Raw genomic sequence first — 23,322 nt, 5'->3', positions numbered from 1 at the left:
GGGTTCCTCCGTGGGTGAGGGCGGTGCGGGGCCTGCTGGCCATGGATACGGGGGGGGGTAGCCGGACGGACTGGCTAGGCGAACGCGCCGATGCTGATGCCGGCGTCGGCGAGGGCGGACTTCACGGCGGTGGCCATTGCGACGGCCCCTGGGGAGTCACCATGCACGCAGATGCTTTCTGCGCGGATCTTCAGGATCGACCCGTCGATGGTCCTGACGGACTGTTCGGTGGCCATCCTTAATACATGCTCCGCCACTTCGGCGGGATCGTGAAGGACTGCACCCTGCTGGGCACGGGACACGAGGGTTCCGTCCGGGTTGTAGGCGCGGTCCGCGAAGGCTTCGGTCACTGCCCGCAGGCCCGCTTCCTCTGCCAGCCGCAGGACTTCCGAACCTGGCAGCCCCATGATGGGCAGGCCGGGGTCCACGGACTTTACGGCGTCGACGACGGCACGCGCCTGGGCGGTGTGCGACACAATCGCGTTGTACAGGCCGCCGTGCGGCTTCACGTACCGGACTGTCGTTCCCTCGGCAGCAGCCAACGCCTGCAGCGCACCGATCTGGTACACCACGTCGTCGGCCAGTTCGCTTGGGCTGATGTCCAGGAAGCGGCGTCCGAAGCCTGCGAGGTCGCGGTAGCCCACGTGGGCGCCGATGACGACGCCGGCCTCCGCCGCGGTTCGGCAGGTCCGGCGGATCACGCTGGGGTCCCCGGCGTGGAATCCGCAGGCCACGTTGGCGCTAGACACCGAGCTGAACATGGCGGCATCATCGCCGAGGGTCCAGCGGCCGAAGGACTCGCCGACGTCGCTGTTGAGGTCGATGGAAGTCATTTGTGATCCCCGTCTCATTGGTTGGTCATATCTAGGATGCACCAAATCTACGGATTGTTCAACAATCCTTCGATTCAACGATGTGACGATCGTGTAAATTCTCGGGTATGGCCACCATCGATTCCGCTCCCGCTTCCGCAGGCCGCCTCCGGGTGGCCGTGCCGTCCGTGGCCGAACGCGTGGCCCAGGAACTCCGCCGCCAGCTGGCCGAAGGCACGCTGATCCCGGGGGCCAGGCTCACCGAATCCACCATTGCCGAGGACTTGGGCGTCTCACGGAACACAGTCCGGGAAGCTTTTGCGGAACTGGCCAGTGAGCGGCTGGTGGTCCGGCACCCCAACCGCGGCGTCTTCGTGGCAAGCCTGGGGGCTGAGGACATCCACGATGTCTACACGGTCCGGCGTTTTGTCGAGGTCAGCGCGATGCGCGGCGGGGGCAGCCCCGAGGATGTGGCCGCTGTCCGGGCCGCGGTGGAGGAAGGCAAGCGCGCTGCGGCAGCCGGTGACGATGAAGCCGGGGGAACCGCCAACCAGCACTTCCACGGGGCCATCGTGGCCATGGCCCGGAGCCCGCGGCTGAACACGGTCATGGCCCAGGTGCTGGCCGAGATGCGCCTGTTCTTCCACAAAGCCACCGCTGATGCGCTGTTCTACCAGCGCTACCTGCCGGACAACGAAGCAATCTGCGAGGCACTGGAAGCCGGCGAGCTAGACCGGGCCGCCGATCTCCTGCTGGCCTACCTGGACCGCTCCGAGGACAACCTGGCGGCAGTGCACGGCGAGTAGGCCGGCAGCTTCGTGCCGACGGGTCCGGGGCCTACTCGGCGATGTCCTCTGCCCAGAGTTCCGGGTTGTTGTCCTGGAAATCGCGCATCATGTCCACGCAGCGCTGGTCATCGAGGACTATCACTTCGACGCCGCGGGACCGCAGGAGGTCGAACTCGCCCGGGAAGGTGCGCGCTTCGCCCACCACCACCCGGGGGATCTTGAACTGGATGATGGTCCCGGTGCACATGGCGCACGGGGCAAGGGTGGTGTACAGGGTGGCATCCCTGTAGCTGCGCTGCCGGCCGGCCGCCCGCAGCGCCGACATTTCCCCGTGCGCTATCGGATCGCCGTTCTGGACCCGCTCGTTGTGGCCGCTGGCGATGACCACCCCGTTGCGGGCAAGCGCCGCGCCGATGGGGATGCCGCCTTCGCTGGAGCTTTTCCGGGCCGCCGCGTAGGCGGCCTCGAAAGCAGTGTCAGAAGTCGCCTGCGGAGTCGATGCGGCGGCAGTCAGCGGGGATTCGGAAGTCATCCGGACATTGTCGCATGGGGGATTATCCGGCGGACCGCCGGAGGCCCCGGGCAGCCGGGACCTCCTGGCTGTTATGCCGGACTCGGGGGCTTCGTTAGGCGCGGGTCCTGCCGCGGACGAAGTGGAAGATCAGGACGACGACGGCGACAACCAGCAGGATGTGGATCAGGCCGCCGCCAATATTGGCGAGCAGTCCGAGAAGCCACAGAACGGCGATGATGATGGCAATCCAAAGCAACATGGAATTCTCCTTGTGGGTACATTTCGGATGGAATTGTGCTTCAGCCCGCGGATTTTCACATCCTACGCCCGGCACAATCCCCGGACGCCAAACACCGCGCTGTTAATTTGCCGAACCCCGCCACGGGCCGACCCCCGGCCACCATCCGGGGGACGTTCCCCAACCGCCGGGACCTACTTCTGGGTGACCCGGTACCGTTCGATCTGCCGGAGACGCCGCAGGAGGCTGTCGCGCCGCGGGTGCGGGACGGCGTCGGCCGCTTCCGCCGTGAGGTCAATGTGCCTGGTGCCGAATTGCCACAGCAGGAGGTCATCCAGCAGCCGGTCCGGCCCGGGGGAGTAGCGGTGGTCCAGGGCCTTGCGGACCTCCGTGATCTGCTCCGCGCGGAGCAGCCCGGCCAGCTCCATGGTCCGGGTGAGTCCGTGCGCTGCGAGCAGTTCCGAGGCCCAGCCCCAGTCGTCATCCACCTTGCGGTCTACGTGCGGCAGCAGCGTGCGCCACACATCCCTGACCCGGTTGGGTGTGAGCGGTGCCGCGCCCTCCCCGTCGGTGTCCCAGAAGCTGCGCACTTCCTCGTACCGTTCGTGCAGGTCAGCGAACGCCGTTTCCACCGTTTCCAGCATTGCCGCCGTGGCGGTGAACTGCCGGTCGAAGTGCGGGGTCCAGGCCCGGGGATCCTCGGCCTTGAAACGGATATCGTGCTCGATCTCGCTCCACGCGTGCGCAAAGATGGTGCGGATCTGGCACTCGAAGAAGTAGCTGCCGTTGGGCGTGACCTCCGGATTGAAGACCTGCTGGTACTCCTTGACGGCCTCGTTCTGGATGGTCCGCAGGATCAAGTGCCGGCTCGAATACCCGTAGGTGCCGGACTCGATGGAGCCGATGTCTTTTTCCCGGTCCCCGCGGCAGTCGAACAGCTGGCGCTGCCGCTTGATGATGTTGGCCACCGCCGCATTCTCGGCCGGCAGCTTGGTGATGACCCGGATCCCCACCATGTCATTGAGGGTCCGGAACGGGTCCGGGAACTTCAGCAGCCGCCGCCCGCCCGGTTCCAGCGGCTCCTCCGTGCGGGAGATCTTCTCCTTGAACGACTCCACCGTCTTGGTGCGGCCGGTGACAAACAGCGGGGTGACCTCGCTGTCCTTGAGCATGTCCCGCAGGACCAGCAGCACATCCCGGGTAACCAGCTTCAGGGCAGGGCGGACGCGCTCGTACAGCTCCACGTTGTGCTGCACGGATTCGCGCAGCGGCTCGTCCAAATTCTCCCAGTTACTCGGCATGTTCCCAGCTTACGGCCGGGCCCTGACAGAACGGCGGCGGCCGATCTTTGCGAGTCACAGGCCGCCACCGGACACGCGCCCCCGCCCCGGACCCGGAGGCGGAAGAGGGGAATGAAGGGGGCGCGGAAGTGTTGACACGCCCCGCAGGCTGGCCTAGCTTTCATTTCATCTGGTGGGGCAACAGCGGCCCGCGGGCCGCCGGTACCGGTCTCGTCGCCGCGAAGGCACACAACTTGTTACCTCCGGCGGGCGTGGGCGGAACTGCCACGGCCGGAACCGCCCGGCGCCCGGCACCATTCCAGGACTGCAACCATGACCAACCTGACGAAGGGCCGCCGCATCGCCGCGGCAGCAGTAGCACTCTTGACGGCCGCCGCCGGGATCACCCCGGCGCAGGCCCTACCCCAAGGCGGCCCACGCTACGGTCCAGGTGCGGCGGGAAGTGGTGATCCCTACTTCCCGTACGCGGGCAACGGCGGGTACGACGTCCTGCACTACGGCCTCGACCTCCGCTACACGCCGCCATCGGGCCCGGGCGCAGCGGGAAACCTCACCGCGGAGGCCACCATCACCCTGCGCGCCATCCAGGACCTGGACGCCCTCAACTTCGACCTGCGCGGACTCACCGCCACGGCCGTGGACGTCGACGGCAGGGACGTCAACCGCGGCGCGGACCCCTCGGAATGGACCCAGGTGCAGGACGATGCGAACCGCCGGTGGGAACTCACCGTCGGACTGCGGCCAAAACTGAAGGAAGGCCGGACAACCACCATCACCATCAGCTACGGCGGTGCCACCAGCCGGCCCCAGGACACCACGGGGGCGCTGTACGGATGGGTGACCACCCCTGACGGAGCCATTGTGGTCAACGAACCCGACGGCGCACCCACCTGGTTTCCGGCGAATGACGACCCCGAGGACAAAGCCGCGTACTCCTTCCGCATCACCGTCCCGGAAGGAAAAACCGCAGTGGCCAACGGCCTGCCAGGCGACGACCCGGAAACACAGGCCGGCTGGACAACCTGGACCTGGGAGGCGGCGGACCCGATGGCCAGCTACCTCGCCACGGCAAGCGTCGGAGACTTCACACTGTCGTACGGAGAGGGACCCCGCGGCCTGCCGATCATCAATGCGGTGGACAACGGTGTGACCGGGCCCGCGCTGGTGAAAACCAATGCGGCCCTTGCGCTGCAGCCAGAGATGATCCGCTACTTGTCGGACCTGTTCGGGCCGTATCCGTTCGAGGCATTCGGGGCGATCGTGGATGACGACTCGGTGGACTACGCCCTGGAAACGCAAACCCGGCCGGTCTATTCAGAGGTTGCCGATGAGGACACCGTTGTCCACGAACTGGGTCACCAGTGGTTCGGTAACAGCGTCAGCCCGGCGGACTGGAAGGACATCTGGCTCAACGAGGGCTGGGCCACCTATGTCGAGTGGCTGTGGGCCGAGCACCAGGGCAGGGCGACGCTGGCAAAGCAGTTCACGGATGCCGTGGCTGAACTGGACAGCAAGAACCTCTGGGCGCTGGACATCTCCAATCCGGGACGGGACAACCTTTTCGCCGAGCAGGTGTACCGGCGGGGAGCCGCCACGCTCCACGCACTGCGGGCCAGGATCGGGGACTCTGCCTTCTTTGCCGGGGCCACCGAATGGCTGGACCGCTACGCCAATTCCTCGGCAACAACCGGGGATTTTGAGGCAGTGATGGAGGAAGCCTCCGGGCAGCAGCTTGACGCGTTCTTTAATGACTGGCTGCGGGAGGGCGACCGCCCGGCTATGCCTTAGTGGAGCCGCGAACCACCAGCGACGTTTCCAGCGTGACGCCGCCCGGCTTCAGGAACTTGCCCTCCATCAGCCGGCGCAGCTGCTCGCCCGCTTTCTGGCCCAGGGACGTGGCGGGCAGGTGGACGCTGGTCAGGCCCGGATTGCTGGTTGCCGAGTAGGGGAGGTCGTCGAAGCCGGCCACCGCGAGTTCCTCCGGGATCCGCACTCCGGCCACCCGAGCTTCCTGCAGCACGCCGTAACCGTGTGTGTCGGTTCCGCAGACGACGGCGGTCACCCCCGCGCGCTGCCATTCCGGCCAGGCGGCGGCGAATGCGGCAGCCGCTGTCCCGACGTCGATGGTGGTGCTGATGACCCTGTCCGGGCTCACGGAGATGCCGCGTGCCGCGGCCTCTTCCAGGAACGCCGCCCGCCGCACGGCAAACGTGTCGGTGCCGGTCACGCTGTCCACATAGGCCGCTTCCGTGTGTCCGGCGGCGGCCAGGTGTGCTGCCAGCTGGCGTGCCCCGCTGGCCACATCGAGGTTGACGGACGGTGCGTAGGATTCCAGCCCGGGCGCGTCCAGCAGGACAAGGGGCGACGGCGAAGCGAGGTCCTCGAGGAAGTCCGCGTTGGGTGCGTCCACCAGAAGCCCGGCCGGGCGCAGTGACATGAGCCGCCGGACGTCGCTGGCCTGCGGAAACTCGCCCGCTTCAGTGACGGACAACAGCAGTTGGTACTGCGGGCCGAGTGATTCCCGGACCCCGTCGATGACCTTGGCGAAGAAGGGGTTGGAGATATCCGGCGCCACCAGGATGACGATGGAGCTTACGCCTTTGGCCAGCGAGCTGCCGATTCCGTCCACCACGTAGCCGAGCTCGGCAATGGCATCGCGCACGCGGGCGATGTTGTCCTCGGAGACGCGGCCCGCCGTCTTGCCGTTGGCCACCAGGGACACTGTCGCCGTCGAAACTCCTGCCCGGGCGGCGACCATGGCCGCCGTGATCCGCCGTGGGCGCGCGTGCTGCTGCCTCTGTTCCGCGGATTCCATATGTTGATCGTAGTAGGCGGGGGAGCCCACCGAACGCTGGCGACTTTCGTGCGCATCGGCCGGCGGGTTGGGGAGAGGATTTAGCACGCACATGCCAGAGAGGGCCCTCGTCAGAAACCGCCGTGCGTCAAGCGCTTGACCTGCGTCAACGTTAAGCGTTTGACGTGCACCACATTCTGCTGCCATGATCACTCCTGAACGCTACAACTCCCCGGACGCCAGGCAGCTGGCACGGGCCCCAATGACGTGGAGAACACCATGGAACCCACCTTCCAGAACCCTGAGCCGGTCCAAGGCATCGAGCGCAGGAAAATCATCCTGGACTGCGACCCCGGGCATGACGACGCTGTGGCGTTGCTGCTCGCACACGGAAACCCGGACATCGACCTGCTGGCCGTCACCACGGTGGTGGGAAACCAGACCCTCGAAAAAGTCACCCGCAACGCGCTCGCCGTGGGCACCATCGCCGGCATCACCGGCGTCCCCTTCGCTGCCGGCTGTGACCGCCCGCTGGTCCGCAGCATCGAAACCGCGCCGGACATCCACGGCGAGTCCGGCATGGACGGCCCCGCCCTGCCCCAGTCGGCCATCGAGCTGGACCCGCGCCACGCCGTCGACCTCATCATCGACACCGTCATGGCGCACGAACCCGGCACCGTCACCCTGGTTCCCACCGCCGGCCTGACCAACATCGCCATGGCCGCCCGCAAGGAACCGCGGATCGTGGAACGCGTCAAGGAAGTGGTCCTCATGGGCGGCGGCTACCACGTGGGGAACTGGAGCGCCGTGGCCGAATTCAACATCATCATCGACCCCGAGGCCGCGCACATCGTCTTCAATGAAAAGTGGCCCGTGGTGATGGTGGGCCTGGACCTCACCCACCAGGCGCTGGCCACCCCGGACGTAGTGGAGAAGATCGCCGCCATCGGAACCGGGCCGGCGAAGTTCGTCACCGAACTGATGGACTTCTTCGCCCACACCTACAAGGACGCCCAGGGCTTCGACTACCCGCCCGTCCACGATCCCTGCGCCGTGGCGTACGTCATCGACCCCAGCATCGTCAGCACCCGCAAGGTGCCCGTCAACATCGAACTGCAGGGCACCCTTACCCTCGGCATGACCGTGGCCGATTTCCGCGCCCCGGCCCCCGCCGACTGCCACACCAGTGTGGCCGTGGACCTGGACCACGCACGGTTCTGGGACCTCGTCACCGACGCGCTGGTCCGCATCGGTGAGCCGGGCGCCGGTGACATGGACAACAAAGGCAACGCGTCCGACGTCGAACTTAACGAAGGTGCCCAGCTCACCGCCGGAGGGGTCAAGTAAATGGCCGCCACCATGACTGAAACGAAGACCGGCCGCGGCAACATCGCAGCCCTCATGACTGCGCTGCTGGCCGCCTGCGTGGCGTTCCAGCTCAACGCCTCCATGCTGAGCCCCGCCCTGGTGACCATGGGCGAGGAACTCAAGGCGGACCAGGCCGTCATCGGGCTCTCACAGACCTGGTTCTTCACCGCCGCCGCCCTGTTCTCCCTGTTCCTGCCGCGCCTGAGCGACATCGTGGGCCGCAAGAAAGTCCTGGTCGGCATGATGGTGATGATGGCCGTAGGCTCCGTCATCGCCGCCCTCGCCCCGGACATCACCTGGCTCTTCGTTGGCCGGATCATCCAGGGCGTCAGCGGACCCACGGTGCCGCTGTGCCTCATCATGCTGCGCTCGGCCGTCAGCAACCCCCGCAAGTACGGCACGCTCATGGGCCTGATCACCGCCGTCAACGGTGGAGTGGCGGGCGTGGACTCCTTCGTCGGCGGCTACTTCGCCGAGCACTTCGGCTTCCGCAGCATCTTCTGGCTGATGGTGGTCCTGGCTGTCGCTGCCACCGCCCTCATCGTGTTCCTGGCCGCCGAAAGCAAACCCGCCGCCGGTACCCGGATGGACTGGCTGGGCGTGTTCTTCATCGTGGTGGCCGTCGGTGCCCTGCTCACCGCCCTGAACGAAGGCTCCAAGCTGGTGGGCGGCTTCAACTCCGGCACGCTCATCCTGAGCCTGGCGCTGGTAGCCGTGTCCGCCGTCGCGTTCTTCGCCTTCTGGCGTACCGAACAGCGCGCCGCGCAGCCCATGGTGGAAACCGTGCACCTGCGCCAGCGCGCCACCTGGGCCCCGCTGCTCACCACCACCCTGACCATGACCGGCATCTTCGCCGTCATCAACGGCATCGTCCCTGCCTACGTCCAGGCCGCCAGCCCGGGCTTCGGCGTGGGCCCCACCGAGATGTCACTGATCATCCTCACCCCGTACGCCCTGCTGGGCTGGGTGGTGGGCCCGCTCAGCGGCAAGCTCGCACCAGTCCTGGGCTACACCAAGGTGCTGCGCATCGGCCTGCTCGGCAGCATCGCGGCGCTGGCCGTCATCGGGTTCCTGGGCCTGCACAGCCTGCCGATGATGATTGCCGGAACGGTCTTGCTGGGCATCATGTACGCCGGTACGGTCAACATCATGCTCAACGGACTCGGCGTTGTCCTCTCGCCCGCCGGCAACCCCGGCTTCCTGCCCGGCATGAACGCCGGTGCCTTCAACCTCGGTGCGGGCCTGAGCTTCCTCATCCTGCCCGCCGTGCTGGTGGCGACCGCCTCCCTTGGCGATGCCACTGCCTCCTACCTCACCGTGGTGGTGGTCGGCCTGGCGCTGACGGTGGCCGCGTTCGCGGCGTCGCTGCTGATCCCCAAGCCGGTTGAGGCCGAGGTGGCCGAATGAGTGCCGCAGCCGGGTCCGCGGGCGCTGACTCCCTGGGCGCTGGCCGGATCGTCGTCGTCGGCTCCCTCAACGCCGACCTCACCATCTACTGTGAACGGCTCCCGCAGCCCGGGGAAACGGTGCACGGCAACGGCTTCGCCGTGAATCCCGGCGGCAAGAGCGCCAACCAGGCCGTCGCCGCCGGCCGACTCGGCGGGCATGTCAGCCTGGTGGGTGCCGTGGGGGATGACCCCAACGGGCACATGCTGCTGGCCTCGGTAGCCGGTGCAGGCGTGGACGTAGGGCGGGTGCGTACCTCCAGTGAGCCCACCGGCGTCGCCGTGATCACCGTCGATGCCGGCGGCGAAAACAACATCATCATCTCCGCAGGTGCCAACGGCACACTGTCCCCGGCGGACGTGGCGGAGGCCGCGGACGTCCTGGACGGCGCCGCCGTCGTCAGCCTCTGCCTGGAAGTTGCCATGCCCACGGTCCTGGCTGCAGCGCAGGCAGGGCACGACGCCGGCGCCAAGGTCCTGCTGAACCTCTCGCCCTACGCCCACATCCCCGCAGCGCTGGCCGGGTTGGTGGACGTCCTGCTGGTGAACGCGCACGAAGCCGCGCTGTTCCTCGGCCCCGGGGCCTCTGTTCCGGGTGCCGACGCCCACGCCGCGCAATGGGACGCCGTCCGCGAACGCTTCGCCGAACGGGGGATCCGGCAGGTGCTGGTGACACTCGGGGCGCACGGGTCAGTAGTGCTGGATTCCGACGCCCCGGCCGGCCGATCCGTGGTGTTCGTGGAGCCCACCAGGGTGGATGCGGTGGACACTACCGGCGCCGGGGATGCCTTCACCGGTGCCGTGGCAGTGCGGCTCGCTTTAGGCGACGCGCTCGCCGACGCCGCAGCGTTCGCCTCCGTGGCCGCGGCCCTGGCCACCACGCGCAAGGGCACCCAGGCGGCGTACCCGGAAACGGCCGACGTCGAACGGCGCCTGCGCAAGTCTTAACCCCATCGACTGCCCCCCACCGGCACCCTAGCCACGCAAGCTCGGCCAAGGAACCCCGCCGGCGTGGGCCCAACGCCCTTTTCAGGCGTCAAAACGGCGCTTACGGAGCAATCGACGTTTAGCCGGGCGCGTCCAGAGTGACGCCGGTGTGCCCTGCCAGCCGGGCGAGCAGGGCGTCCTGGAAATCCCGATCTTCCGCAGCCGGATGCGGCGCCTGCCGGCGCTGGTGGTACCAGTAGCCGCCACTGCCGTTGGCGTCCGGATCATCACTGGTGGCCAGCCACTCCTGCGTGCGGTGGCCGAGATCAAGATCGTCCGGGGCGGAACGTCCGCCCATCCGGGTGGGCACCCAGCCCGGGTCCACGGCGTTGCTGGTGACTCCGGGCACCAGGCGGGCCAGGGCGGCGGAGAAGGCCGTGATGTGCAGCTTGGTAGTGGAATACGACGCCGTGGCGGAGCGGCCTGACCAGTCCAGGCCGTCGAGCCGGGTGTTGCCGCCGCGGTGCATGCCGCTGCTAAGGTAGATCAGCCGGCGCGGCCCCCTGATCAGCGCGGTGAGCAGGTACGGCGCCACCACGTTGACGGGCAGGAGCGCGGCGCCGTCCAGGACTCCGGCGTTGTGGATCACGGCGTCGATCCCACCGATGCGGTTGGCCTCGTCAGCGAGTTGGCGGACCTCGGCGTCGTCTGCAAGGTCTCCCACGAGGCACTGCGCGCCCTGGTCCACCAGGTGCTGTACCGCGGGCACTCGCCGGGCGGTCCGGGCATGGACCAACACGTGGTGGCCTTCGCGGGCCAGCGTTTCCGCTGTTGCCAGGCCCAGCCCGTCCGTTGAACCGGTCACCAGAATCCGTGCCATGGAAGAACCTCCGTTGTTTGTGCTCCTGGTACCCAGTTATACCCGCGCCCAAGTCTGCCCCGGGAGCTCAGTTCAGCAGCCAGGCCGCCCCGAGCAGCAACGGAACAGCCAGCGCCGAGGTGATGACCGCCGTCGTCTGCGCAAGGCTTTGGCCCACGCGGTACCGCACCGCGTAGAGGACCACGTTCTGGCCAGTGGGCAGGATGGCGCAGGCGGTCACCACGAAGGTGTTGAAGTCGTCCAGGTGAAAGACGTATCTGGCCAGGGTCCACGCGAGAGCGGGCTGGATGGCTGATTTCAGGACGACGGCCAGGAACGTGGGCGCGCTGTCGCTGCTGCTGGCCCGCGGTGAGAGGCCATGGAGGGACATGCCGAAGATGATCAGCATCAGCGGAACCGTCACCTGCGCAATGAGCTTGAGGGGATCCAACACCAGGGGCGGGATTTCGATGCCGACGGCGCTGACGATGATGCCCAGGATGGCCGCCACGGTCACGGGGTTGCGGAAGGGGGTGGCGAGGATGCGGCGCAGGGAAGGCTTGGTCCCGTCCGGGTTGGTCAGGTCCAGGATGGTCAGCGCGATCGGGGTGATGACGGCGAGCTGGAACAGCATGATGGGTGTGACGTAGGTGGCACTCCCCATGACGTATTGCGACAGCGGAACGCCGAGGTTGGTGGAGTTCACGATGCCCGTGGCCAGGGCGCCGATGGTGGTGCGGCGGACTCCCCAGCGGGCGATCGCACCCACTAGGGCGAACACCGCCATCATGGCCACGGCGGTGACCACGGAGATCAGGCCCGTCTCGCTCAGGACCTCCGAGATGTGCCGGGTGGCGATCATCGAGAACATCAGGCTGGGCAGTCCCACCAGGAACGTCAGGCTGGAAAGCACCTTTGTGCCCTGCGGGCCCAGCGCGTTCGTCTTGCCCAGCACGTAGCCGACGAACATGACCACGCCCACCACAAAAAATCCCTTTAGGACTCCGTCCACACCGCTGTCCTCAATCTCATCGCCCTAGGGCGGCAGTACCTGGCGGAGCCTTTGACCGGCGCCTTTGACCCGAGCCTTTGACCCGAGCCTTTGACTGCTGCCGTTGGCCGCTGGCCCCTGGCAGGAGGCCCTGTCAGATGCTATCCGTAGGGGCGGCGCGGGAATCAATTTGGTCCGTCAGTGCGTCAATCCGCTCCAGCGCGCCGGTGAGGCGCTCCACGGAAGCCCACAGTTCCGGCTGCTGTTCACGGATCTCTTCAAGGGAAGCCCCGGTGGAGCGCAGGGATCCCAGGTCGAAGCTGACGTTGGTCCGGGCTCCCGCCACGGCCGCGCGGAGGGCACCGAAAGCGACAACGACGTCGGCGATCAGCGCCTTATTGCCGTGCGCCGCCAGCCAAGCGAGATCGTCTATGGCCTGCACCGCCCGGGCGCCGAGCACGGCGGAGGCGTGCGCGGCGTCAACTGAGGCCTCGCGGATGGCGTTGTCCCGTTCAGCGCCGGGCTCCAACCGGAAGGCGGCGCCGAAGGCCCGGGACGCCGTCGAATCCTCGTCGGCCAGGTGCAGCGCCTCGCTCCGCAGTTTCCGGGCACGGTCCCTCAGATCGTCCACGGTTTGCTGATGGTCCGCGCCCGGTTCGGTATAGCCGGCCACCATCGAGGCCAACGACGCAGCAACGGCCAGCATTACGCCTGTCCCGGCACCGCCGCCCGGTGAGCCGGTGGATTCGGACAGGGCCTGCGTCCACTCCTCAACGGTTGAACTCCGGGTGGTCACGTCACGTTCTTCCATGGTTGAAGGGTGCCCAGGAACAGGCCCGGCTAAACGGGTCCGGTCCCTGCCGTCCCGTCCCCCATGTAGTCTCGGCACATGATTCAACGCCACCGCTACCCGTACGGCGAGGATCCCAGCCAGTGGGGCGAACTGTTCCTCCCCGATCTTCCCGTAGGCGCCCGGCACCAGGGCGTGGTGGTGGTGATCCATGGCGGGTACTGGCGTGCGAAGTATGGCGCCGAGCTCGGCGAACCTCTGGCCAGGGACCTGGCGGAACACGGGATCGCCGCCTGGAACCTGGAGTACCGGCGCGCCGGAAACGGAGGCGGCTGGCCCGGCACGTTCGATGACATCCTGGCGGGCATCGACCAGCTGGCAGCGCTCGCGGACCCCCATGCCCTGGACCTGGGGAAGGTGGTGGCCCTGGGCCATTCGGCCGGAGGGCACCTGGCAGTCTGGGCCGCCGGGCGGGACAGGGTGCCGGAACTGGGGACAGGAAACGCGGACAGCCTTCCGGGCCGGCGGGGAGTCCGGCTCACCGGCGTGGTCAGCCAGTCCGGGGTCCTGGACCTGGCCGGCGCTGAACGCCTCAACCTCAGCAACGGTGCCGTAGCCAACCTGCTGGGCGGACCGTCGTCGGAATTCCCCGCCCGGCACCGGCTGGCCAGCCCCATGGCGGCGCTGCCGCTGGACGTTCCCGTGTACGCCGTCCACGCCGAAGCCGACGACGACGTGCCGCCGGAAATGTCCACAGGCTATGTGGACGCGGCCCGGGGATCGGCGGTGCCCGCACGGTTCGTCAGCGTCCCCGGCGACCACTTCGCGCTGATCGACATCACCGCCCCGGCCTACCTGGCGTGCCGCGAACTGGTGTGTGAACTGCTGCGCTGACATGGAATTCGGCCCCGCCCGCTTCTCTGGCAGAGTATGACCATGCTCACGGTGATCGGCGAAGGCCTTGTTGACGTTGTCCAGCGCGCTTCGGGAATCGAAGCCCACGTAGGCGGCAGCCCGCTCAACGTTGCGGTGGGCCTGGCACGCCTGGACCACCCGGTGCAGTTCATCGGCCGCTACGGGCGCGACGCCTACGGCGATTCCGTGGCCGCGCACCTCCGCGCCAGCTCGGTGATGCTTCCGCTGGGCCCGGATGAGTTGCCCACCAGCGTTGCCACCGCCTTGATTGACGACGACGGCGCCGCCACCTACACGTTCGACCTCGCCTGGGAGCTTCCCGGCATCGCAGACCGGCTCGGCTTCATGCTCCAGGGCACCACGCTGCTGCACACCGGATCGATCGCCACGATGTTGGCGCCCGGCGCCACCGAGGTGCTGGCCGCCGTCGAATATGCACACCCGCATGCCACCATCAGCTTCGACCCCAACTGCCGCCCGAGCATCATCACCGACGTCGATTACGCGCGCCGCCACGCGGAAAAGTTCGTCTCCCTCGCCGACGTGGTGAAGGCCTCGGATGAGGACCTCGCCTGGCTGTATCCGGGGCAGGACGTCCTGGAGTCCGCCCGCCAGTGGCTGGCACTGGGAGGCTCCGAGGGGCCGGCGATGGTGGTGGTGACCCGGGGCGGCGAGGGTCCATGGGGCATCACGGCCGCAGGCGAGGCCGCAGTGGCGGCCCCGCGCGTCGAGGTGGCGGACACCGTTGGTGCCGGCGACTCCTTCATGGCGGCCCTGCTCTCCGGACTCGTGGACCGGGGCCTGGACGGCGCGCAAAACCGGAAGGACCTGCGCGAGCTGCCCGCGGAGGCGCTGGCGGAACTGCTGGCCCACGCTGCCCGCGCCGCTGCTGTCACCGTTTCCCGGCCCGGCGCCAACCCGCCCACCCGGGCGGAGATGAACGCCCTGCCGGAGGACTGACCCCGGAGCTGCCCCCCACATCGACACTGCAGGGTGAATGCCTTAGTATCTTTAGCTTGACGGGCGTGTTACTAGGCTATCGAGGAAGGGTCATGACTCCTTTAGGTGGATTGGGAAGTGTCGACACCCGGGAAGCGGTTGGCCGGATCGGTGCAACCGACGTCCTTGATGCGCTGAGCGAGTACCGTGCCGCGGAGACAGCCATGCTCCGCCGCACCCGCCCCATCATGGATCGCGGTGCCACCGACGTCCTCGCCCTGCGCTACGTCCGCGAGGCAACACTTCGCGGCGATGGCATGCGCCCCACGGAACTATCGGCCCTGTTGGGGCTGAGCTCCGCCTCGATTACTGCCCTGATTGACCGGCTGGTGTCAGGCGGCGTTGTGGTGCGGGAGCCCCACCCCTCGGACCGCCGGGCTTCCATCCTCCGGAGTACCGGGGTGAGCGAGACCGCGGAAGTCCAGGCGCTGGACGACGCCCGGCGGCCCATCGCCAACCTCATAGAATCCCTTGACCGCGACGAGCTTGGAACAGTTTTTGGCTTCCTGGTCCGCATGCGCAACGCCATGGACGAGGTGGCGAGGGACTGATCCGCCAATCCGGGCTGGACAATTGCCTAGAGGTACTAAATACTAGGCAAACTAGCAATTCGGTAAACGAGGGATCGAGGGCGACATGACAGCGGTAGCAGAACCACAGAGCCGGAACCGGAATCACCTGGCCGATGTCGTCGCCCTTCCGCTGCCCGACAGCTATGGCTTCAACGCCGATCCCGTGGAGGCGTCCGACGCGCCCCCGGAGGCCGGCGGATGGATGAAGGCAGTTGCCTTGGCGTCCGCCAAACTGGAGCAGCTGCAGTGGGAGCTGGACGCCGCCGAAGAGGACCTGTGCGCGGCTCTCCGCGGCGCCTCTGCCTTCAGTGTCAGCGCGCCGGCCCTGGCCCGGACGGCCGGCCTGACAACCGACGAGCTCGAGGCTTACCTGCAGCGGCCCGCACTGATGGATGTTGCCGCTGTCCCCGGTTTGGCCGGCCCGGCCATGCCGTCGCTCGGCATGCAGGCGCAGGCCTAGCTCAAGCTACTTAGCTCCACTTTGGCGGGCTGTTGCCCCGCCGCCGCCCTGCGGCCACCCGCCCCGGTGTTTCGCTGACGCGCCGCAGCCGCATGCCGGCGTCGTCCGCCCCTGGCGTCCGGCGCGTATTGGCCCCGCCCGACTGTTAGGCCAGGGAGAGGAAAAGCTTCTCCAGCTCTTTCCGGTCCAGGGTTTCGTCCTTCTGGACGATGCACTGCTCCAGCCCGGTGGCGATGATGGCGAATCCGGCCCGGTCAAGGGCCTTCGATACCGCCGCCAGCTGCGTGACCACATCCTTGCAATCGCGGCCTTCCTCGAGCATGCGCGTGACAGCGGCAAGTTGGCCCTGGGCGCGCTTCATGCGATTGATGACGGGCGTAAGTTCGGCGGGGTTCAGTTCCAAGGTCTACTCCAGTGACGGGGGATTGATGATCCCAGCCACCTTTCCAGCGGGCCATTCCCCGTGCAGCGCCCTAGGTTCCGCTCCAGACCGACGCCGAGCCGGAGTGGCCGGTCACAACGGCCTCGTAGATCAGGAACAGCCCCGCCAGGACGCCGAGAACTGACGTAGCCGGAACAAGCCAGCGGGCGGCCAGGAGGCGTCCGGCTCCGCGGAGCACGTGCCAGCGGTTCACTGCGGCGGGGAAGGCGGCAAGAATCTGCGCGGCCGCCACCACCAGGAAGATCACCGCCACGAACCGGAAGAAGCCGCCCTGCTCGGCGTGCTCCCGGATAAGGTTCGAGGCAGGCCTGGCCTTCTCCAGCTGTTCACCGGCCTGCGCGGTGAGGATGGACAACGGCACCAGGCCAAAGGCCAGGACGCCGAGGGGCCAGGCCAGGTAGGCCCTGCTCCGGCGCCAGAGTGCAAAGACCACCGCCCTCAGGCCCGCCAGCGGCGCCAGGACAACCACTCCATGGACCAGGAGGATGTGGGCCGGAAGGCCGCCGATTTCCACCATGCAAAGCTCCTAGGGACTGGGCAGTGACGCCGGATCAGGTGTGCTGGAGTCAGGCTATCCCCGTGGTGCCCAGCAGCAGGCCAACGCCATAGGTGAAAGCCATGGCAAGGGCGCCGCCAATGACCAGGCGCAGGGTGGCCTTCCGCTTCGAGCTGCCGCCGATCCTGGCGCTGACCGTGCCGGTAATCGCCAAGGCGATGACAACCGCCACGAAGGTGAGGGGGATCCGGATTTCGGCCGGTGGCAGCAGGATTGCCAGCAGCGGCAGTACCGCACCGACGGTGAAGGCGATGGCCGAGGCAAACGCTGCGTGCCAGGCGCTGGCGACGCTGGCCTCATCAATCTTCAGCTCGGCCTCCAGGTGCGCGCCCAGCGCATCGTGCTCGGTGAGCTCGAGGGCCACCGTGCGCGCGGTTGCTTCGGTGAGTCCCTTCGCCTGGTAGATGGCGGCTAGCTCCTCCAGTTCGCCGTCGGGATCGTCACGGAGTTCCTGGCGTTCCTTCTCGATCAGGGCCCGCTGGCTGTCGCTTTGGCTGCTGACGGACACGTACTCGCCCAGCGCCATGGAGACGGCGCCACCCACCACGGCGGCCGCGCCGGCCACCAGGATAGGGGTGACATCGTTGGTCACACCGGCGACTCCCACCACCGTTGCGGCCACGGACACGATGCCGTCATTGGCTCCAAGGACGCCCGCGCGCAGCCAGTTCAGGCGCGCTGCAATGCTGTCGTCGTGCGGCTCGTTTGGGTGCTGCTTCAGCAACTCAGTCATAGGGGAAAGTAAAACACCGGCAGCGGTCCCCGGCTACGCAGGTTTGCATACCCTATCCGCGCCCCCGGGCACGCCCTGTCTTGCGCCGGGGGTCAGAGCTGGGGAACGCACGGGCCGCTGCCCAGGAGGGCCAGCCCGGCGCGGTCCCCGGCGGCGAAATCCACCACGCCCATGTTGGCCGCATGCATCAGCTGGCCCGGATCGTTGACGTGGTCCAGGCCCACAACGTGGCCGAGTTCGTGCATGATGATGGCCCGCACCTGGTCCGTTCCGTCCGGGCGGCTGGCGAGGATGCCCGCGAGGTCGGGCGCATCCAGCCGGATCTGGCCGGCGGCGAGGACCATCGGCTGGCCGGGTGCCTGGACGAAGGTGCTGCCGCCGTCGCCCGCGATGTCGCCGGCGAGGCCGGGTGACTCCTGCGGGGTGGACCATGCGATCAGCACCGGGGCCCAGCGCTTGCCGTAGCGGTCCGGCTGGAAGGCCTCCCGCTCATCTGCCGGCGCTTCGGTTGAGGTGCCGTCGTAGATGAACTGCAGGCCGGTGGCCGCGGAGGTCGCTGCTACCGCGTCCCGGATCAGCGCGTCCCCACCCGGCACGGCGAAGTCAGGACGCACTACGTAGTGGACCGGACGGCACGGATCGTATGCGGCGAACCGCTGGCCGGGATCGGGCGAGTCCTGCAGGACGAAAGCCGTGGAGCCGGTGCTGGCCGGGGGAGTCCCCAGGGGCGAGGACGCGGCCTCGAACCCGGGCGGCGGAGCCGTTGCCCCCGGCAGGTACGGTGCCGCGAAGGGAAGGACAACGCGGTTGAAGAACGACGGCGTGAAGTACAGGCAGATGACCAGCGCCAGGCCGAGCGCGGGGAGCAGCCGCCGCTTCCGCTTCCGCTGCCGGGGCCGGTACGGCCGGCGCAAACCGCCAAACGCCGGGCGTCCTGCGGGCGCCGGTTCCGGTGCGCGCCACGGAGCCTGCTGTGCCTGCCGGCCGAACGCCTCGTCGATGGCCCACTGCGGGATCCTTCCGCTCGGTGACCGGCGCACCCTTGGCAACGGGCCGCCGTCGGGCGCTCCCGGCCATGTGCCCTGATCCCTGCCTGAACCGCCCACCCAACATCCCCCGTGCCGCCTGCCGATGAATCCTCTTCAGCTTAGGGGCGGCGAGGCGCCCGTTTCCGGCGGCTAAGTGCAGGATTTCCACAAGTTAAAAGCGCCCGCCCGGCCGGAACGCTGGTGCCGTTCCTGCCGGGCGGGTGCCCTGTGGTGGTTGGCGGCTATTCTTTGCCGAGGTTGGCGGCGGAGGTCTTCTCGCCGGTGACCTCGTTGAGGGCCCGCAGGTCGAAGATGCCGTTGATGTCGGCCTGCTTGGTGGTTCCGGCCGTGACGCCATCGGCCAGCAGCTTCTGGTACGTTCCGGCCAGCGGATCCACCGTGAACACGATGTTCTTGAGCGACCGGTCGATGACATCGGCCTTGAGCTCGGCGCCGGCCGCTTCCTTGAGTGCTGCGTTGATGACGGTGGCCTTCTCATCCGCGGCGGCACCGTTCAGCCACTCCACGGACTTGGCGTGGCCCTTTAGGAGCGCCTTGACGGTGTCCGGGTGTTCTGCGGCGAATTTCTGGTTGACGATCAGGATGGTGGTGGGGAATTCGCCGGGCTTGCCGGACAGCGAACCGTCCCACAGGTCTTTCTCGTCCACCAGCACCTTGGCGCCGGCGGTCAGCACCAGGCGAGAAGCCCAGGGTTCGGGCAGCCACGCGCCGTCGAGCTTTCCGTCCTGGAACAGTTTCAGGGTCTGGGCGTTCTCGGTGGGGTTGATGGCCACGTCGCCGCTGCCGTCCACGTTTGTCTTGTAGCCCTGGGCGGTCAGCCAGGCGCGGAGGGCCACGTCCTGGGTGCCGCCAAGTTGCGGGGAGGCGAGGGTCTTGCCCTTGAGGTCCGCGGCGGAGGTGATCTCCGGCTTCACCACGAGCTGCGCTCCGCCGGCGGCGGCACCGGCAATGATGTTGATGGATTCGCCCTGGCTCTTCACGAACGAGTTGATGGCCGGGTTGGGGCCTATGTAGGTGGCGTCGATGGCTCCGGCGTTGAGCGCCTCAATGGCGGCGGGGCCGGCGTTGAAGACCTGGGTGCTGAGCTTGGTGTCGCCGAGCTGGTCCTTGATGAAGCCTTTGCTGACGCCCACCAGTGCGGGGGCGTGGGTGACGTTGCCGAAGTAGCCGAGTTTCAGTTCCGCCGCCGGGTTTCCGGCGGGCGCTGCTGCGGCCTCTGGTGCGGTGGCGGTGTTGTTCGCGTTGACGGCTGAGGCGACGGCGGCGCCGCCTCCCACGAGGGCGAGGATGGCGGCGGCGATGCCGATTTTCAGGCCCAAGGGGCGCTTGGGAGCGGCCTGGCCGGCGACGATGCGGGTGGAGTTTCCGGGGTTCTGCGGACTCGTGTCCTGGGGGTCTGCCATGGGGATTCCTTTGCTGGGGCGGGTGCTGAGACGAGATTACGGAGCGCCCAGCAGGGCCACAATGATTCCCGTAGCAGGCGTTAACGGGACGACGCGCAGCCGCAACGCGGCGTCGTCCAGCGTCACGGAAGGTCGCACGGCGTCTTCCCCGCGCCCGGACATCCGGGTGCAGTCCCCCGTTAAACCACCACCGTCATGCCGCCGTCGATAAAGATGGTTTGCCCGTTGACGAAGGCCGAACCGTCCGACGCCAGCCAGACGGCAGGGCCGGCCAGGTCGCTGGCGGTACCCCAGCGCCGGGCCGGTGTCCTTCCCAGGATCCAGGAGTTGAACTGCTCGTCGTCCACCAGGTTCTGCGTCATCTCCGTGTGGATGTAGCCCGGAGCGATGGCGTTGATCTGCAGACCTGATGACGCCCACTCAGCCGTCATGGCACGGGTCAGGTTCCGCAGCCCGCCCTTTGCGGCGACGTAGGGCGCGATGGTGGGCCGGGCCAGGTCCGTCTGGACGGAGCAGATGTTGATGATCTTGCCGCGGCCCCGGGGCACCATCACGCGGGCTGCGGCGCGGCCCACCAGGAAGGCGCTGGTGAGGTCGGTGCTGATGACCCGCTCCCAATCGCTGACGTCGAGGTCCAGCATGGCCACCCGGTGCTGGATGCCGGCGTTGTTGACCAGGATGTCCAGGGGGCCAACGTTCTCCTCCACCCAGGCAACGCCCCGCTCGGCGTCGCTGTCCCGGGTGACGTCGAACGCGCAGCTGCGGATCGGGCCCGGGGCGAAATCCGCTGCCATCGACGCCTCAGCCGCTGCGAGCCGCTCCGCATTGATCCCGTTCAGGACCACCGTGGCGCCGGCCTCCGCCAGTGCCCGGGCGAGTACGTTGCCGATGCCGCGGCTGGAACCCGTGACCAGGGCGGTGCGTCCGGTCAGGTCAAACAACTGGCTCATCGCCGGGCCTCTCCGGCGCCGGCGGCGCTGAGGTTTGCGACGGCCTGCCGCACCACCGCAAGGTCCTGGTCTCCCAGGCCCTGCGCCACCAGCTCCGTGTACAGCTCGATTCCGGCGGACGCCATGGGTGTGGCGGTACCCGCGCTGCGTGCACTGTCCAGTACGAAGGACAGGTCCTTGCGCATGAACTTGGCCGGCCCTGTGGGTGTGTAATCCTTGGCCGCCAGCCGGGGTCCCACCTGGTCCAGCACGCGGCTGCCCGCCAAGCCCCCGGCGAGCACCTCGAAGAGGGCGTGGACGTCCAGGCCCGAGCGTTCGGCCAGCTCCGCGGCTTCGGCGAGTGCCGCCGTCGTGGTTCCCACCACCAGCTGGTTGCATGCCTTGGCGAGGGAGCCGGCGCCCAGCCCGCCCAGCCGCCGGACCGCCGCGCCCATGGCCTCCAGGACCGGCAGCGCACGTGCGAAGTCCGTCTCGGAGCCGCCAGCCATGATGGCCAGGGTTCCCCGGCGCGCGCCGTCCGTGCCGCCGCTGACCGGTGCATCGAGCACGGAGGCGTTCCCGGCGCTCGCCTCAGCCACCGCGAGGCCGAACGCCTGCACCCCCACCGGTGACACGCTGCTCATGACCACCACCAGCGTCCCCGGCGCGGGTGGCTCCGTCCGCCATGCCGCCAGGAGGCCGGCCGCGGACTCTTCGATGAAGGGAAGATCGGGGAGCATGAAGATGATGACGGGCTCGCCGCGCAGGTCGGCGACGGTGTCGACGCCGGACCCGCCCCGGAGTTCAAGGTCCCGGACGGCTGCGGGGGAGCGGTTCCAACCCCTGACCTGCCACCCGGCGCCGAGCAGGTTGGCGGCCATCGGGGCGCCCATGAGGCCGAGCCCCACGAAGCCGACGGAGCCGTGCGTCACTTGGCGTCCTCCACGACCAGCAGGTCGCGGCCGTTCGTTTCGGGGGTGAAGAAGGTGGTGGCGAAAGAGATTGACGCCAGCACCAGGGAGTAGATCGCGGGAACCAGCCAGGAGTGGCCGGTAGCTGCGAGCAGTGCCACACCGATCATCGGTGCAAAGCCGCCGGCGAGCACTGCGGAGATTTCGCGGCTGAGGGCGACGCCGGTGAAGCGGTGCTGGGAGCCGAAGAGTTCCGGCAGCAGGGCGCACTGCGGGCCGAGCATGGACTGGACGCCCAGGGCGATGCCAACTACCATGACCACCCAGACCAGGGTGACGTTGCCCAGTGTGACCAGGTAGAAGGCCGGGAGGGCGATGACGGCCTGGAACAGGGCGCCGTAGCGGTAGACGGGAACCCGGCCGAAGCGGTCGGACAGCGCACCGAAGGTGACCACCAGGACCGCCGCGAATCCGGCGGCGATCAGCAGACCGGTGGGGCCGATGAACTTGTCGCCGGCGAAGACGCCGGCCGGCATGCTGATGAAGGACACCAGCAGCGCCGAGTAGATCGATGAGTTTCCGTTCTCACCCATCCGCAGGCCAATGCCCACCAGCACGTTCTTCTTGGAGTGCTTCCAGATCTGGCCCACCGGGTTCTTGACCACGGCCTTGTGTTTTTCGAGCTCCTGGAAGACCGGGGTTTCCTTGAGCTTGAGCCGAATGAAGACGGCGATGATGATCAGGATGACGCTGGCCAGGAAAGGTACGCGCCAGAGCCAGCCCTGCAGGACTTCCTTGTCCGCCAGGGCCATCAGGGCGAAGGTGCCGGCGCCCAGGAGCGTGCCCAGCTGGATGCCCACGAAGGGCAGTGAGGCGAAGAAACCGCGACGGCGGCGCGGGGCCACCTCGGAGATCAGCGTTGTGGCGCCTGCCTGCTCGGCTCCGGCGCCCAGGCCCTGGAGGATGCGCAGGGCAACCAGCAGCACCGCCCCGAGCATCCCCGCCTGCTCAAAGGTGGGGAGGAGCCCGATGGCGAAGCTGGCCATGCCCATCAGGCCGATGGTCAGGATCAGCACCATTTTGCGGCCAAACCGGTCCCCGATGTACCCGAAGACCACGCCGCCGAAAGGCCGGGCCGCGAAGCCGACGCCGTAGGTGGCGAAGGAGGCGATGACGGCGCCGCTCTCGCCCAGCGGGGCGAAGAACAGCGGGCCGAAAATCAGGGCCGATGCGAGGCCGTAAATGTAGAAGTCGTAGTACTCCAGGGCCGAACCCACGGAGCTGGCAAGAGTTGCCCTTCGCAGCTGCTCCGGATCGACGACGGCGCCGTCCGCATCGGTCTGCGGTGATTTAGTACGAGTTGTCACGAGAACTCCCTCTAATGCACTCCAGGCCCCCGTTGGCCTGGTGGGATAGCGACAACACCTGTTGTGTCGATCACTATGCTGAACACAATACAGCAAGCTGAACAACTGGCAACAGTTTTTTGTTTTGTTGAGAAGTGGCGTTCCTCTGCGGCTTGGAGT

25 protein-coding genes are annotated in these 23,322 nt (G+C 67.8%); 9 read left to right on the top strand and 16 right to left on the bottom strand.

Annotated elements, in window-relative coordinates; genetic code table 11:
• Window positions 1-74: 74 nt before the first annotated feature.
• The gene (locus OVA06_RS17565; RefSeq protein WP_268160067.1) at window positions 75-833 is read right to left on the bottom strand and encodes a LamB/YcsF family protein; all 759 of its coding nucleotides are present in this window, start codon (window positions 831-833) and stop codon (window positions 75-77) included.
• 107 nt (window positions 834-940) lie between these two features.
• Here OVA06_RS17565 and OVA06_RS17560 point away from each other — a divergent pair, with 107 nt between their 5' ends.
• The gene (locus OVA06_RS17560) at window positions 941-1,618 is read left to right on the top strand and encodes a GntR family transcriptional regulator (protein ID WP_268160065.1); all 678 of its coding nucleotides are present in this window, start codon (window positions 941-943) and stop codon (window positions 1,616-1,618) included.
• Between the two features lie 31 nt (window positions 1,619-1,649).
• Here the strand turns inward: OVA06_RS17560 and OVA06_RS17555 are convergent, their stop codons facing one another.
• The 3 genes from OVA06_RS17555 to OVA06_RS17545 all read right to left on the bottom strand — a co-directional run bounded on the left by OVA06_RS17555 (window position 1,650) and on the right by OVA06_RS17545 (window position 3,653).
• On the bottom strand, window positions 1,650-2,132 hold the full coding sequence (locus tag OVA06_RS17555; protein ID WP_268160063.1) for a nucleoside deaminase: 483 nt from the start codon (window positions 2,130-2,132) through the stop codon (window positions 1,650-1,652).
• A 94-nt stretch (window positions 2,133-2,226) separates the two neighbouring features.
• Window positions 2,227-2,373, bottom strand: a complete 147-nt coding sequence (locus tag OVA06_RS17550; RefSeq protein WP_156368333.1) for a lmo0937 family membrane protein — start codon at window positions 2,371-2,373, stop codon at window positions 2,227-2,229.
• A 173-nt stretch (window positions 2,374-2,546) separates the two neighbouring features.
• A complete protein-coding gene (locus OVA06_RS17545; RefSeq protein ID WP_056077185.1) occupies window positions 2,547-3,653 on the bottom strand; it encodes a GTP pyrophosphokinase in 1,107 nt (368 codons plus the stop codon).
• Between the two features lie 312 nt (window positions 3,654-3,965).
• Here OVA06_RS17545 and OVA06_RS17540 point away from each other — a divergent pair, with 312 nt between their 5' ends.
• Entirely contained in the window at window positions 3,966-5,441 is a 1,476-nt protein-coding gene (locus OVA06_RS17540; protein WP_268160060.1) for a M1 family metallopeptidase, read from the top strand.
• Here OVA06_RS17540 and OVA06_RS17535 read toward each other — a convergent pair.
• Entirely contained in the window at window positions 5,431-6,468 is a 1,038-nt protein-coding gene (locus tag OVA06_RS17535; protein ID WP_268160058.1) for a LacI family DNA-binding transcriptional regulator, read from the bottom strand. The genes OVA06_RS17540 and OVA06_RS17535 overlap by 11 nt on opposite strands.
• Before the next feature lie 258 nt (window positions 6,469-6,726).
• Between OVA06_RS17535 and uriH the strand changes: the two genes are divergently transcribed.
• The 3 genes from uriH to OVA06_RS17520 are packed head-to-tail and all read left to right on the top strand — an operon-like array spanning window position 6,727 to window position 10,208.
• Window positions 6,727-7,794 (top strand): uridine-preferring nucleoside hydrolase UriH, encoded by a 1,068-nt coding sequence (gene uriH, locus OVA06_RS17530; protein ID WP_268160056.1) that lies wholly within the window; start codon window positions 6,727-6,729, stop codon window positions 7,792-7,794.
• Window positions 7,795-9,222 carry a uridine transporter UriT gene (gene uriT / locus OVA06_RS17525; RefSeq protein ID WP_056077177.1) on the top strand — a complete coding sequence of 476 codons (1,428 nt, stop codon included), beginning with the start codon at window positions 7,795-7,797 and terminating at the stop codon, window positions 9,220-9,222. It begins immediately after the preceding gene.
• Window positions 9,219-10,208 (top strand): ribokinase, encoded by a 990-nt coding sequence (locus OVA06_RS17520; RefSeq protein ID WP_268160053.1) that lies wholly within the window; start codon window positions 9,219-9,221, stop codon window positions 10,206-10,208. Before uriT ends, OVA06_RS17520 begins: the two co-directional genes overlap by 4 nt.
• A 118-nt stretch (window positions 10,209-10,326) precedes the next feature.
• Here OVA06_RS17520 and OVA06_RS17515 read toward each other — a convergent pair whose 3' ends face one another.
• From OVA06_RS17515 to OVA06_RS17505, 3 genes are all read right to left on the bottom strand, one after another.
• Window positions 10,327-11,067: an SDR family NAD(P)-dependent oxidoreductase gene (locus tag OVA06_RS17515; RefSeq protein ID WP_268160051.1), complete on the bottom strand. Its 741-nt coding sequence runs from the start codon at window positions 11,065-11,067 to the stop codon at window positions 10,327-10,329.
• A gap of 67 nt (window positions 11,068-11,134) precedes the next feature.
• A complete protein-coding gene (locus OVA06_RS17510; protein ID WP_268160049.1) occupies window positions 11,135-12,058 on the bottom strand; it encodes an AEC family transporter in 924 nt (307 codons plus the stop codon).
• A gap of 133 nt (window positions 12,059-12,191) precedes the next feature.
• Window positions 12,192-12,848 (bottom strand): cyclodeaminase/cyclohydrolase family protein, encoded by a 657-nt coding sequence (locus OVA06_RS17505; protein ID WP_056077169.1) that lies wholly within the window; start codon window positions 12,846-12,848, stop codon window positions 12,192-12,194.
• A gap of 78 nt (window positions 12,849-12,926) precedes the next feature.
• Here OVA06_RS17505 and OVA06_RS17500 point away from each other — a divergent pair, with 78 nt between their 5' ends.
• The 4 genes from OVA06_RS17500 (at window position 12,927) to OVA06_RS17485 (ending at window position 15,773) form a co-directional block, all read left to right on the top strand.
• Window positions 12,927-13,721, top strand: coding sequence for an alpha/beta hydrolase family protein (locus OVA06_RS17500; protein WP_268160047.1), 795 nt, complete (start codon window positions 12,927-12,929; stop codon window positions 13,719-13,721).
• 42 nt (window positions 13,722-13,763) lie between these two features.
• Window positions 13,764-14,702 (top strand): carbohydrate kinase family protein, encoded by a 939-nt coding sequence (locus OVA06_RS17495; protein ID WP_261618880.1) that lies wholly within the window; start codon window positions 13,764-13,766, stop codon window positions 14,700-14,702.
• Between the two features lie 92 nt (window positions 14,703-14,794).
• Window positions 14,795-15,292 (top strand): MarR family winged helix-turn-helix transcriptional regulator, encoded by a 498-nt coding sequence (locus OVA06_RS17490; protein WP_056077167.1) that lies wholly within the window; start codon window positions 14,795-14,797, stop codon window positions 15,290-15,292.
• Window positions 15,293-15,377: 85 nt separating this feature from the next.
• A complete protein-coding gene (locus OVA06_RS17485) occupies window positions 15,378-15,773 on the top strand; it encodes a hypothetical protein (RefSeq protein ID WP_268160044.1) in 396 nt (131 codons plus the stop codon).
• 145 nt (window positions 15,774-15,918) lie between these two features.
• Here the strand turns inward: OVA06_RS17485 and OVA06_RS17480 are convergent, their stop codons facing one another.
• The 8 genes from OVA06_RS17480 to OVA06_RS17445 all read right to left on the bottom strand — a co-directional run bounded on the left by OVA06_RS17480 (window position 15,919) and on the right by OVA06_RS17445 (window position 23,163).
• Entirely contained in the window at window positions 15,919-16,176 is a 258-nt protein-coding gene (locus OVA06_RS17480; protein WP_056077164.1) for a metal-sensitive transcriptional regulator, read from the bottom strand.
• 70 nt (window positions 16,177-16,246) lie between these two features.
• Window positions 16,247-16,732 carry a hypothetical protein gene (locus tag OVA06_RS17475; protein WP_268160041.1) on the bottom strand — a complete coding sequence of 162 codons (486 nt, stop codon included), beginning with the start codon at window positions 16,730-16,732 and terminating at the stop codon, window positions 16,247-16,249.
• A gap of 49 nt (window positions 16,733-16,781) precedes the next feature.
• Entirely contained in the window at window positions 16,782-17,504 is a 723-nt protein-coding gene (locus OVA06_RS17470) for a VIT1/CCC1 transporter family protein (RefSeq protein ID WP_056077160.1), read from the bottom strand.
• 92 nt (window positions 17,505-17,596) lie between these two features.
• The gene (locus OVA06_RS17465; RefSeq protein WP_268160038.1) at window positions 17,597-18,544 is read right to left on the bottom strand and encodes a matrixin family metalloprotease; all 948 of its coding nucleotides are present in this window, start codon (window positions 18,542-18,544) and stop codon (window positions 17,597-17,599) included.
• A 230-nt stretch (window positions 18,545-18,774) separates the two neighbouring features.
• Window positions 18,775-19,956 carry an ABC transporter substrate-binding protein gene (locus OVA06_RS17460; RefSeq protein WP_268160036.1) on the bottom strand — a complete coding sequence of 394 codons (1,182 nt, stop codon included), beginning with the start codon at window positions 19,954-19,956 and terminating at the stop codon, window positions 18,775-18,777.
• 179 nt (window positions 19,957-20,135) lie between these two features.
• Window positions 20,136-20,906 (bottom strand): SDR family oxidoreductase, encoded by a 771-nt coding sequence (locus tag OVA06_RS17455; protein WP_268160034.1) that lies wholly within the window; start codon window positions 20,904-20,906, stop codon window positions 20,136-20,138.
• A complete protein-coding gene (locus OVA06_RS17450) occupies window positions 20,903-21,817 on the bottom strand; it encodes an NAD(P)-dependent oxidoreductase (RefSeq protein ID WP_268160032.1) in 915 nt (304 codons plus the stop codon). The genes OVA06_RS17455 and OVA06_RS17450 overlap by 4 nt, the downstream gene beginning before the upstream one ends.
• Entirely contained in the window at window positions 21,814-23,163 is a 1,350-nt protein-coding gene (locus tag OVA06_RS17445; RefSeq protein ID WP_056077150.1) for an MFS transporter, read from the bottom strand. The genes OVA06_RS17450 and OVA06_RS17445 overlap by 4 nt, the downstream gene beginning before the upstream one ends.
• Between the last annotated feature and the right edge of the window lie 159 nt (window positions 23,164-23,322).

The sequence above is a fragment of the Pseudarthrobacter sp. SL88 genome (assembly GCF_026672455.1).
In the GTDB taxonomy this organism is placed as follows: Bacteria; Actinomycetota; Actinomycetes; order Actinomycetales; family Micrococcaceae; genus Arthrobacter.
Note: the sequence above shows the minus strand (reverse complement) of the source record. Positions and strands in the feature narration are given on the sequence as shown.

Bases quoted from the DNA above. Each gene is read 5' to 3' on its own strand.
- OVA06_RS17565 (WP_268160067.1), bottom strand. From the start codon at position 833: ATGACTTCCATCGACCTCAACAGCGACGTCGGCGAGTCCTTCGGCCGC.
- OVA06_RS17560 (WP_268160065.1), top strand. From the start codon at position 941: ATGGCCACCATCGATTCCGCTCCCGCTTCCGCAGGCCGCCTCCGGGTG.
- OVA06_RS17555 (WP_268160063.1), bottom strand. From the start codon at position 2,132: ATGACTTCCGAATCCCCGCTGACTGCCGCCGCATCGACTCCGCAGGCG.
- OVA06_RS17550 (WP_156368333.1), bottom strand. From the start codon at position 2,373: ATGTTGCTTTGGATTGCCATCATCATCGCCGTTCTGTGGCTTCTCGGA.
- OVA06_RS17545 (WP_056077185.1), bottom strand. From the start codon at position 3,653: ATGCCGAGTAACTGGGAGAATTTGGACGAGCCGCTGCGCGAATCCGTG.
- OVA06_RS17540 (WP_268160060.1), top strand. From the start codon at position 3,966: ATGACCAACCTGACGAAGGGCCGCCGCATCGCCGCGGCAGCAGTAGCA.
- OVA06_RS17535 (WP_268160058.1), bottom strand. From the start codon at position 6,468: ATGGAATCCGCGGAACAGAGGCAGCAGCACGCGCGCCCACGGCGGATC.
- uriH (WP_268160056.1), top strand. From the start codon at position 6,727: ATGGAACCCACCTTCCAGAACCCTGAGCCGGTCCAAGGCATCGAGCGC.
- uriT (WP_056077177.1), top strand. From the start codon at position 7,795: ATGGCCGCCACCATGACTGAAACGAAGACCGGCCGCGGCAACATCGCA.
- OVA06_RS17520 (WP_268160053.1), top strand. From the start codon at position 9,219: ATGAGTGCCGCAGCCGGGTCCGCGGGCGCTGACTCCCTGGGCGCTGGC.
- OVA06_RS17515 (WP_268160051.1), bottom strand. From the start codon at position 11,067: ATGGCACGGATTCTGGTGACCGGTTCAACGGACGGGCTGGGCCTGGCA.
- OVA06_RS17505 (WP_056077169.1), bottom strand. From the start codon at position 12,848: ATGGAAGAACGTGACGTGACCACCCGGAGTTCAACCGTTGAGGAGTGG.
- OVA06_RS17500 (WP_268160047.1), top strand. From the start codon at position 12,927: ATGATTCAACGCCACCGCTACCCGTACGGCGAGGATCCCAGCCAGTGG.
- OVA06_RS17495 (WP_261618880.1), top strand. From the start codon at position 13,764: ATGCTCACGGTGATCGGCGAAGGCCTTGTTGACGTTGTCCAGCGCGCT.
- OVA06_RS17490 (WP_056077167.1), top strand. From the start codon at position 14,795: ATGACTCCTTTAGGTGGATTGGGAAGTGTCGACACCCGGGAAGCGGTT.
- OVA06_RS17485 (WP_268160044.1), top strand. From the start codon at position 15,378: ATGACAGCGGTAGCAGAACCACAGAGCCGGAACCGGAATCACCTGGCC.
- OVA06_RS17475 (WP_268160041.1), bottom strand. From the start codon at position 16,732: ATGGTGGAAATCGGCGGCCTTCCGGCCCACATCCTCCTGGTCCATGGA.
- OVA06_RS17470 (WP_056077160.1), bottom strand. From the start codon at position 17,504: ATGACTGAGTTGCTGAAGCAGCACCCAAACGAGCCGCACGACGACAGC.
- OVA06_RS17460 (WP_268160036.1), bottom strand. From the start codon at position 19,956: ATGGCAGACCCCCAGGACACGAGTCCGCAGAACCCCGGAAACTCCACC.
- OVA06_RS17455 (WP_268160034.1), bottom strand. From the start codon at position 20,906: ATGAGCCAGTTGTTTGACCTGACCGGACGCACCGCCCTGGTCACGGGT.